Origin of the sequence: Bradyrhizobium sp. 142 (genome assembly GCF_023074015.1) — a bacterium.
Classification (GTDB): domain Bacteria; phylum Pseudomonadota; class Alphaproteobacteria; order Rhizobiales; family Xanthobacteraceae; genus Bradyrhizobium.
On the sequence record NZ_JADPKQ010000428.1, the window covers coordinates 24,993 to 33,947 of the forward strand.

Consider the following 8,955-nt stretch of genomic DNA (forward strand, 5'->3'; position numbering starts at 1 on the left):
GCTGCAAGCTCGTCGGAACGGTCAAGGGAACGAAGCTCTGGGCGGGCGAATGCACGGCGGCGCCGGAGCTAAGAACAGGTAGGCCAGCCGAAGAGTCGAGTCCGACGTCGGTCCCGGACGCGGCAGGCGGGGCCATTCCGAAGGATCAGCAGTAACGCTGCCATTATGTGCAAGCATCTACAGTATCACCACCAATCAAGCCGCCATCCTCGCACTCTTCCGCGTGGCCAGCCGCTACGTTGGCAACCTGCCGCCGACGCCCCAACGTCTTCCCGGATCGCCCCGCAAGCCAATCCTTGCCGAATTTCGATGACGTTTTTATACAACTTGGATACCGCAATACCGACTGTGCGCAACCGTATAAAGGTTTGTTAACTACTTCGGCGTGACATTTGAACACGGGCACTCCACTTGCAGATCGGTGCAGCCGTGATTGTCACTGCAAGCCTAGTCAAAGTTGGCCTGTCCGATCGCTGTCTCGCGTGTAGCTGCATTTTCTTCATCGCTTTTTTTGATCACTTTCGACGAAGCAACGTCATAACGGCCGACGCGCAAATGAGATTTGCGACAATGTCGTCAGTGCTAAAATTTCAGCGGCCTTACAAAGGGAAATCTGAGACAAGTCCCTCGTGCCAGAGACTGCCTTACATTGGCGAACGTCGCCGCTCTGTTGTCGCAAGTTCAAGCTCTAGACATTCAAACGACGGATGACGCCCGTCAGGCCATCTTTCTTCTTGAACTCGCGAATGTTTGCATCCGGTTGATCATCGGACAGACCAATTTGAATGAAGCGACGAGAGCGACGTTACTGGCGCAGTCTGCCACGATCGATATGCGCATTGAAACCGCGCGCAGGGAGGCAGCGCATTTACTTTAGAAGAAAGTGATTTGGAATTGGGGATTGCAGATGATGGGAAATAATCGAACGGCAAACCGTGTTCGGTTTGAACACAAGCATACTGTCGGCATCATGGGTGTAGATGGAACATGGCGGCGAAGCTGTATTCTTCTCGATGCCTCTGAAAGCGGTGCCAAACTTGAGGTCGAGGGCTCAACCGACCCTCTGAAAGCACAGGAATTTTTCCTGGTGCTATCCTCCACTGGTCTGGCATTCCGGCGGTGCGAGCTGATCTGGGTTGATGGCCCTCAGGTCGGCGTTCATTTTGTTACCGCCAAGGGCAAGACGAACGCAGAAAGACGTCTCGTTCGTTCACAGTAAGACGAGCCCCTCAAGTGCAGCTTATTTCCTCTCGAACTGTTCCGTTCATCGATACTCAATCTCTCTCAGAAAGCTTCGCCAGAGAGGCACTACTGCACGACCATCGCAGGGGCTTCATCCTTTATCTTTCCAGCGGTGAGCCAACATTAATCACGGAAGAGCGCGTCTTGTTTCTAGAACCGCGAGAGGCTCTGATATGGCTGAATGAGCCCCCGGAAGAGCGAGGATCGTTCTGGGTGTAATCCTCGCGCTCTTCCGCGTCGTCAGCCGCTACATCGGCAACCTGCCGCCCATGCCCGGCGTCTTCCCAGACTATCCCGCGCCCGTGATCCGCAACACAGAAGCCGGCGACCGAGATGACACTGATGCGCTGGGGCATCAATTGTCGCCGCGCGGTAGCTTCGCGATAGTTCGACGGAACACGATCTCAATGCACCGGATCAGCTCGCCCTCCCGTGCGGTGGCGGAAGGATGGTTAGCTCTTCTGGGGCGAACTCGTCTTCGCAGTGATGACAGCGGGGGATTTCGAACATCTGCGGAATTGCCCACGCAGGTGGCGGAAATTCGGTAAGGCTCTTCAACTCGACCGACCGCAAGTGCCCGATCCCATTGGTCAAACCATGTGCAGCCTCTACAGCATCACCATGAAGCCATCCGCGCCCTCAACCGCAACGTCGGCAACCTGCCGCCGATGCCCGGCGTGTTTCAGAACCGCTGTCTCGTACCGTTCACCGCATCGCTGAAGTAGCTGTCAGCGCTCAATTTGGCGATGGTCCGGGCTTGGATCAGTTCGTTCCAATTTCGGAACGCGGTGAAGCAAAAAAGTCTCGGGCGTTGCAGATTTACAACCCGCACAGCCATTCGAGGTACTAAGCTCATCGATTGAGACGACCAAACATATTTCATTCTTAGTTCTATATAATTAGACAGGGGCGGACCGTGTTTGATGTCTATCGCAATGGCAAGCGCGACTTGCTCGTTCTAACTACAGGCTCTGGCGTGCCCGTGCTTTACTCTGCACTTAAGTGGCGTAAGAGCAGAAAACGAGTCCTCAAGGTCAGCGACGAAATCAAATCAGCCGTTCAGGCACGGGGCTATTACCTCCGCAGCCTGCGGCCCACCAAGGAGCGAATGGTCGAGTAGGTCGGCGGCCGGTGTTCTCCATGCGAGCTCTACAGCATCACACCCAACCACGCTGCCATCCTCGCGCTCTTCCGCGTCGTCAACCGCACGTTTGGGAACTTGCAGCCGATGCCCGACGTCTTCCCCGATTATCCAGTCCCCGTGATCCGCAACACGCAAGCCGGGACCGAGATGACGCTGATGCGCTGGGGCATGCCGCCACCGCCCGGCACGCAGCTAACCGGCCGACGTGCTAGATCGATGCCCGAACGCGCGTGGCGTGGATTTCGAGCGTCTCGCCTGACGACCGAGAGCACTTCGGGAGCTGCTTTCGATAGTTGGCCTCTCAATCTCTTAGCGCCGATTAGACTTCGCTGAACTGAATACTGTCTCTTTCGCAGTCCGCCCTGAATGAGGCCCTCGCGTTTGCGTGTTCAAAGCAAAATGTTTTTCCTTTCTCAGTTGTCTCCACCCACCAATCTGATTTCTGATCGCGCGCAATATGCGCAGCATGTGTCCGCAAGCGATCTAGCTCTCGTCCAGATGCTCTGACGACTATACAGTATGTCATTAAGCCCCCTATCACGTTGCACACAATCCACCCAACGCCGTAATAGAGTGAGGCTGGACGCTGTCCTAATCGACGATGATCCCACGTTCGCGCTTATCGATGAGCGTCTGCTCTATGCGCTCGGCTTGTTCGTTGGTCAAATTGACCGCCAGACTGGTCCCAACCACTACTGGTCCCCTACGTTGCCGATCGTAAACCATCCAGCCCTTGGACCCCTGGCGAACCAAGAACCTGGATGCAGGAAACCCCTTGTCCCGCTCCGTCATTGCCGATCCCGCATGTTCAAACGCGCGAGCCCAGCCTCAATCACGACGATGTCTTCCTCGATCCGCTGGATAGTACTCGTGCAGTCGATCCCGGTACACTCGTTCAGGTCTGCGATAAGTTTCCAGCGCTGCATCCGAAGCTCATCGAGAGCCTTCTGGTCCTTGAGCGAAACGTAACCCTCCACGATCAGCCCAATAGCTCCTGACATCTTCCATACCCCCGAGCCTCATTCATAGCTCTCCTGACCACGCTAGGATTGGCGCGCGCCAATAAGGTTACGTCACGCGATCACGCGCCCCGAGTTCGCCTAAAACGACGCCCCTCCGCAGACCGTGTGCGGCAGCCGTCAAATGGGAGCCTACGATCAGACCGAGCCGCCGTAAGGTCAGGAGAGCAACCGGGGTCACACAGCTCGATAGAAAGTCCAGCTCCCAATATCGCAATGGCGCGTTGCTCATTCGCATCGAGATCAGCCCATGCGATGCCTTCCATCACGCGCCTCAAAGTTATCCCTGAGGGACATCTCAAAACCCAAACGCATGCCTGATTTGCCGCAACATAGCCATGGCCGCGTCGGTGTACCGACCGTTGGTTAGGTATTGATCCAGTTGCGCTGTACTAATCAGCGCCACAACTGCCACCGTGAAGCCCTTAAACATTCGGTCCCTCCTGCAAGAGACCGCCAACCGGGCGTATCGAAGTATTAGACTGTTTTCAGAATGTGCTGCCGCATTAGTGCGACCTATATGTAAATGGTGACAGTGACCGGTAATAAATTCCTTAACCGGCGCGAAGTTTGGATGCACGTGCCGGGGACGAGGCGAAGGCGCTGCCACGGCCGTTGCCGGATGATGGCTTAAGGTCGTGATGCGACGAGCCGACCAACGCCAGGCCGGTAACGGCCACGTTTGCGTTCACAGCATCTGGACCGAGCACCGAATTTACCCGCTTCGGCGATGCAGCTGCATACGTGTTCGATCGACCAGAAAATCGTCCAGCCTTTTGCCTGATTGAAGCTCGGCCGTAAGCCAACTGGGACATCTGCCTCGACCGGACCAAGTCTGTCGGGGATCGTTCGGGTTCTGATACTTGCGACGAACCGGGCGATAGGGATGGCGCTCACTGGCCACTCCAATTCTACGCAGCCGTTCATCGAGTTTGGCCTGTTTTGCCGCTATCTTCTTACGTAGTTTCCGAAGGACCTGTTCATGGAGATCCCACAGCTCAGTTACAGACATTAGTTCAAGGTCATTGCTTGCCATGAGGGCCTCCGGCCATCACGACTAGTTACCAATTAATACAATTAAGCCGGCGTTTCGGAGTTCCAAATTGGGCCACAGCACATCAGGGATAACGCGCGCCATACGGCCGCATCGAAGAGGCAAGTCGCATCGAAGAGGCAAGTCGCGCAGCCCTCCCCTCTATATCGGGCTGAAGCTCCGAGGGCAGCTCGATGAGGCCAATGTTCCGTTAATGCCAGATGGTGGATTTCAGCCGCGATTTGGCGGCAAGACGTCTTCTGACGATAGTCCTTGCTTCCGCCAGCCGTAAGCGCGCTCGAAGCATCCGCACTTCTGTAAGCTGAAGAGCAAGCGTCTGATGCCGTTCGTGGAGAAGAGAAAAATTGTAAGTGCGACTGCGAATACTCATGCTGGTAGCCCCCCGATGAAATTCGAACCGAGACGAATTGCGACTAAGCAGCAGCTAAGTCATTCGCAGCGGCGGAGTCCTTCAGCTGCTCTGAGAGCGCAGCAGCCGCCAAATGCTCCCAATAGTCGGCCTCAGCGAGCAGCTTCCAGCTTTTGTCTGGATGATACGCGGCGCTCTGTCGGCACTGCACGCCATCGCGCGCAAGCGCTGTACGGTTTCCATTCCAACCTCCCGTGTTTTTTCCCACCTTAATTTTTGGTTTTGCGTCAGAGTCATTATGATTATGAACTAGAACGATTTTAATGGTTTTCTGACAGCTAATCAGGCAGTTGATGGCGCGCTTGCTGCGTATCGATTTTCGGTTTGGCTTCACATCGGAGCGACTGCGCTACCGCTAAGTGTCGGCAACTAGGCTCCCTGGTAGGCAGGGCGGCAGGTTGAGTGCCGTACCATGAAGACACCGAAGCCAAAGCAATGGGCCGAGTGGGAGATCGAGCGATTGGTCAAGCTCGCCCGGCAGGCGTCGGCGCATCGAAGATTGCCGCCGAACTAGGCCGCCACGCCGGATCAGTGAGGCGAATGGCGCGAACGATGGGAATACTGGTCAAGAAGTAGCGCCAGACCAAGCGCGCGGAAGAAGGAAACCATCATCTAATTGTGCGCTGCGGTCCACCCGCTGTCCGTAGTCCTACGGACGTTGCGCATCATCGATCTTGGGCGTCTACTTCAGATTGAATTTCAGGACGATCGAATTTCTCAGCCGGAGGCCCCATGAGCGTTAAAGCCATGATGGCGACGATCCTCCAGAACCAACTGACATCGCGCGGCGTGCATTCACTGACGCCATCCGATTGCGAGGAGATCGTAGAGCAGTTGATCGAACACCTCAGAGAGCTGGAGTTAAATCTGGCGGCGCGCGAGATAGCCGATAATCGCGAGCCGCACTAGAGCGGCTGATCTCGTGCGCAAGCCTGAGCGCACTGCACTGTTGCATCGCTTCATTGCGACGCGCAGCGGGGGCATTCACCATCTGCCGCTTCGCTTAGCTGCCGACCAATCTCATCCATAAGAGCCTTCGGCTCCCAATTCGCACCATCGCTCCTGACGATCCTCTTGGCGCGTTCGAAGGCATGGCTTTCAGCCGCATCGTCACCCACTCGGATGCTCACTTCGGAGTGAAAGGGACAGACCGCGATTGCACGAGTTGTCTCTAGTGCATAGCGCACGGTCGCGCTGAGGTCGTCGGCGTAATCTTTGGCGGACATGTTGAGACTCCCGTCGCCTCGACATGGTGAGACCTTGGCAGCAGTCAGCCATGGCGGGACGCAGAATAAGCAATCAAGGCGAGGCCCGGTGTACCTAGGAGCCCGGGTCTCATAACCTCAGCAGCCTGACAGAGGTTGTTCGGCTACACGTCCAGCCTATCGGGAGTAGCCGATCTCGCTTTGATGTTGCGCAAAGCCGCCTCGGGCCAGCCGGCCCCTTGCGGCGGAGGGTGAGGACGGGGGCCGGCGGTCCGATGGGCCGGCGGATGGGGACGTCCGCCATGCCCCGGCACGCTAATCCCGATCAGATGATCGCCGTGTTCACTTGTGGTCGGAGGCAGGTATTTGTAATGTTCCGGCAAGGGAACAGCGAGGCTGCCGATGAAGGACATGCAAGTCCGGCTGGAGAAGCTCCGCACCGACGCCGCCGAATGTGCCCTCATTCGTGATCTGGCGACGGACCCGAAAAAGCGGGAGCTGTTCGCGAAACTTGCTGAGCACTTGACCGTGCTCGCGTCGGAGGTTGAGCGGGCTCTTGGCGACAGCCATTCCGGGATCGCTCCTGACGTTCCGCCGGGTGCTTAGCTATTTTGATTTTCGGTTCGGCGCACGAGGTCGTCCTATGCGGTGCGCACATAATCGGCTCCCCGTTCGAACTCCGCTCGTGCTGCCGCGTTGCATTGTCCTCCAACCGGAGGAGGACGCTATGGATTGGAACCGCATCGAAGGGAACTGGAAGCAGGTAAAGGGCAAAGTGAAGGAGCAATGGGGCAAGCTGACGGACGATGACTTAGACGCCATTGACGGAAAGCAAGACCAGCTTGAAGGAAAGCTCCAGCAGCGCTACGGCTACCAAAAGGATCAAGCCAAAAAAGAACTCAACGATTGGTTTGGTCGTCAGAAGTGGTAGACCCTCAAAGCCCGCCGGTCCCCGCGCGGGCTTTTTTTCTCGCGTCGTTCGACGATTGAGAACCGACTAGGAGCTGTCCGATCACGCCACGTCAGGGACATGCTCCGAAAACAAACCGCAGAGCCAGAACGACCATTCCAGAGACAAGGCCGGCAATTGCCGCAAGAACCACGTCAGGTCGCGCACTGCTAGTTACAAGCCGCCTGACGAAATTTCTCAGCTCCCCCATCGTATTTACCAAGTGTCGCCCGGAACGCGCGCGAGATGAGCCAAGCCTAGGCATGTCAGCTCTTCCGCGTTGCATTCCCCAGCTTGCCATCGTTGCCGTAGATATCGTTCGAGCGTGCAGCGACGTGCGTCCCGTGGATCAACATCATCGTGCACCGCTAGGTACAACGTCCACGCTCTATTAGCCGCGACCGTCGGAAGCATCTCATCATCCATTGTCGCTCCCGTGCCCTGAAATTCCGGTTGCAACTCGCGATCATATCGAAGGTTTCGATTTTTTTCCGAACTGGCAATTCTACTAATGTCGTGATCTGCCGCAGGAACATGCGTCCCCAGCACGCAATTACTTTTACTCACAATTACTTTTACTGGAGTAGGCGATGAACAATCCTGACTTGGAAGCGCTATTCCGAGCTGTGCAGGATGCCCGGCGTATCATCAGAGAGTGTGTGATTTCCAACTCATTCGATGCGGCACAGACGGTGGAGCGCCTGCATGCCGTTCTGGACAGAGATGAGCTGATCCACGTACTCGACCGCGTGAACCGTCAACCTGTCGCCCGGCTAACGGAGGAAGGCTGAACTAGCGCTGACCGCGCCGGCAATTGCGGCAGCGGGCCGCAAAAGCCGCGTCGATCTCTCAAAGAGCGCCAGCGCAAAAACGACAGGCATCGGCACCAATCACTAATCCATTTGACGATTCTGAAGTGGCCTTACTTGGGTGGTTGCCATCTTGGCAGGGTCAGCCACTCGGTTATCTGAGACGTGATTTCGTTCTGCCGGGCCTTCCTAAGCAGACTGTCTCGTTTGTGTCCTGGCGGGCATGACCGCGCTTCATCACGTAGCTGTTGAGCTTCTAGGTCAAGCCGAGCCTTTAACGAGGCTTTTCGTATAAACCGCATCCGCTTCATAACGCATAACCCATCTCTACGAACCTGCCCGCTTGTGTAAACTCGGAACTCGGTATGTTGGTTCTTAGATGGACCCCTCTGCGTTCGTAATCCGTTCATTGGGACCATGAATAAGGCCCCGGCGATATTGCACGCCGGGGCCGATCAAGATCATCAGGCCGGGTACGTCCGCCGCGCCTTCCGATCTAGATGTCGCCGATTACCGCATCGGATCGATCTGGTGCAGACGGTGACAAGGCCGCGGCATCGAGAGGCTCGCATTCCGCCCGAAAGCGCTCGGCCTCCACCTCGGCCTTGCGCCAGTCTGCCCGCCGCCGGTGCTCAGCCGCCAACGCCTTGCGCGTCTCGACATCCAAAATGATCCGATCGATCTCGGCGCCGTCCAACGTCCGCCTGATCCGCAGCACGGTTGACAGCACGATCACAACATCGCCATAGGGCAACAACAAATCACGGGCAGCGACATCGCAATGCGCGATGAACGTTTCGATCGCTTCCTTGCTCTTGCAGAACAGCAGGGCCAGCTCACGCGCCTGCCGCAGATCATCGGCCGGCGGCTCAGGATCGCGATCGCTCAGCAGCATTGCTTCGGCAGCCCGGCCGGCCATCAGCTCGATGCACACATTATATATATACGCTGGCAAAGACATCAGCGACCGAGCCGTGATCCTCGCCAGCGTTGGGCATCAGCGGAGCAATGGCTTTCCGAACGTCGGAGGCATCCCCGCGACCCTCCGCGAACGCCTCGGTATGTCCGACACCCCAGCACAAGCCCTCGTAACCACGGACCGGGTTCGGGTTCACGGTCATGCC

At 56.8% G+C, this 8,955-nt stretch carries 13 protein-coding genes and 1 pseudogene; 9 read left to right on the top strand and 5 right to left on the bottom strand.

Features of this window, described 5'->3' with window-relative positions:
- Positions 1-649: 649 nt before the first annotated feature.
- From IVA82_RS39960 to IVA82_RS39975, 5 genes and pseudogenes are all read left to right on the top strand, one after another.
- On the top strand, positions 650-877 hold the full coding sequence (locus IVA82_RS39960) for a hypothetical protein (protein WP_247382599.1): 228 nt from the start codon (positions 650-652) through the stop codon (positions 875-877).
- Between the two features lie 30 nt (positions 878-907).
- Positions 908-1,219, top strand: coding sequence for a PilZ domain-containing protein (locus IVA82_RS39965; RefSeq protein WP_247382600.1), 312 nt, complete (start codon positions 908-910; stop codon positions 1,217-1,219).
- A 622-nt stretch (positions 1,220-1,841) separates the two neighbouring features.
- The gene (locus tag IVA82_RS48680) at positions 1,842-1,967 is read left to right on the top strand and encodes a hypothetical protein (RefSeq protein WP_256469795.1); all 126 of its coding nucleotides are present in this window, start codon (positions 1,842-1,844) and stop codon (positions 1,965-1,967) included.
- Between the two features lie 191 nt (positions 1,968-2,158).
- Complete coding sequence (locus IVA82_RS39970) at positions 2,159-2,362, top strand: hypothetical protein (protein WP_247382601.1); 204 nt, start codon at positions 2,159-2,161, stop codon at positions 2,360-2,362.
- A 36-nt stretch (positions 2,363-2,398) separates the two neighbouring features.
- Positions 2,399-2,569 (top strand): annotated as a pseudogene (locus IVA82_RS39975) (SOS response-associated peptidase); the annotation flags it as partial.
- A gap of 605 nt (positions 2,570-3,174) precedes the next feature.
- On the opposite strand, the gene IVA82_RS39980 reads toward IVA82_RS39975, so the two are convergent.
- Together IVA82_RS39980 and IVA82_RS39985 are read right to left on the bottom strand one after the other, a co-directional pair.
- Positions 3,175-3,387, bottom strand: coding sequence for a hypothetical protein (locus tag IVA82_RS39980; protein WP_247382602.1), 213 nt, complete (start codon positions 3,385-3,387; stop codon positions 3,175-3,177).
- A gap of 733 nt (positions 3,388-4,120) precedes the next feature.
- The gene (locus tag IVA82_RS39985; protein ID WP_346658682.1) at positions 4,121-4,441 is read right to left on the bottom strand and encodes an H-NS histone family protein; all 321 of its coding nucleotides are present in this window, start codon (positions 4,439-4,441) and stop codon (positions 4,121-4,123) included.
- A gap of 1,159 nt (positions 4,442-5,600) precedes the next feature.
- On the opposite strand from IVA82_RS39985, the gene IVA82_RS39990 reads away from it, so the two are divergent.
- A complete protein-coding gene (locus IVA82_RS39990) occupies positions 5,601-5,777 on the top strand; it encodes a hypothetical protein (protein WP_247382604.1) in 177 nt (58 codons plus the stop codon).
- 50 nt (positions 5,778-5,827) lie between these two features.
- On the opposite strand, the gene IVA82_RS39995 is transcribed toward IVA82_RS39990, so the two are convergent.
- Positions 5,828-6,094, bottom strand: coding sequence for a hypothetical protein (locus IVA82_RS39995; protein WP_247382605.1), 267 nt, complete (start codon positions 6,092-6,094; stop codon positions 5,828-5,830).
- A gap of 381 nt (positions 6,095-6,475) precedes the next feature.
- Here IVA82_RS39995 and IVA82_RS40000 point away from each other — a divergent pair, with 381 nt between their 5' ends.
- The 3 genes from IVA82_RS40000 to IVA82_RS40010 all read left to right on the top strand — a co-directional run bounded on the left by IVA82_RS40000 (position 6,476) and on the right by IVA82_RS40010 (position 7,813).
- Positions 6,476-6,679 (top strand): hypothetical protein, encoded by a 204-nt coding sequence (locus IVA82_RS40000; RefSeq protein ID WP_247382606.1) that lies wholly within the window; start codon positions 6,476-6,478, stop codon positions 6,677-6,679.
- A 121-nt stretch (positions 6,680-6,800) separates the two neighbouring features.
- Complete coding sequence (locus IVA82_RS40005) at positions 6,801-7,004, top strand: CsbD family protein (RefSeq protein WP_247382607.1); 204 nt, start codon at positions 6,801-6,803, stop codon at positions 7,002-7,004.
- Between the two features lie 608 nt (positions 7,005-7,612).
- The gene (locus IVA82_RS40010; RefSeq protein ID WP_247382608.1) at positions 7,613-7,813 is read left to right on the top strand and encodes a hypothetical protein; all 201 of its coding nucleotides are present in this window, start codon (positions 7,613-7,615) and stop codon (positions 7,811-7,813) included.
- 514 nt (positions 7,814-8,327) lie between these two features.
- Here the strand turns inward: IVA82_RS40010 and IVA82_RS40020 are convergent.
- Entirely contained in the window at positions 8,328-8,750 is a 423-nt protein-coding gene (locus tag IVA82_RS40020; RefSeq protein ID WP_247382610.1) for a hypothetical protein, read from the bottom strand.
- A gap of 16 nt (positions 8,751-8,766) precedes the next feature.
- A partial coding sequence (locus IVA82_RS40025; protein ID WP_247382611.1) for a hypothetical protein occupies positions 8,767-8,955 on the bottom strand: 189 nt, incomplete at its 5' end.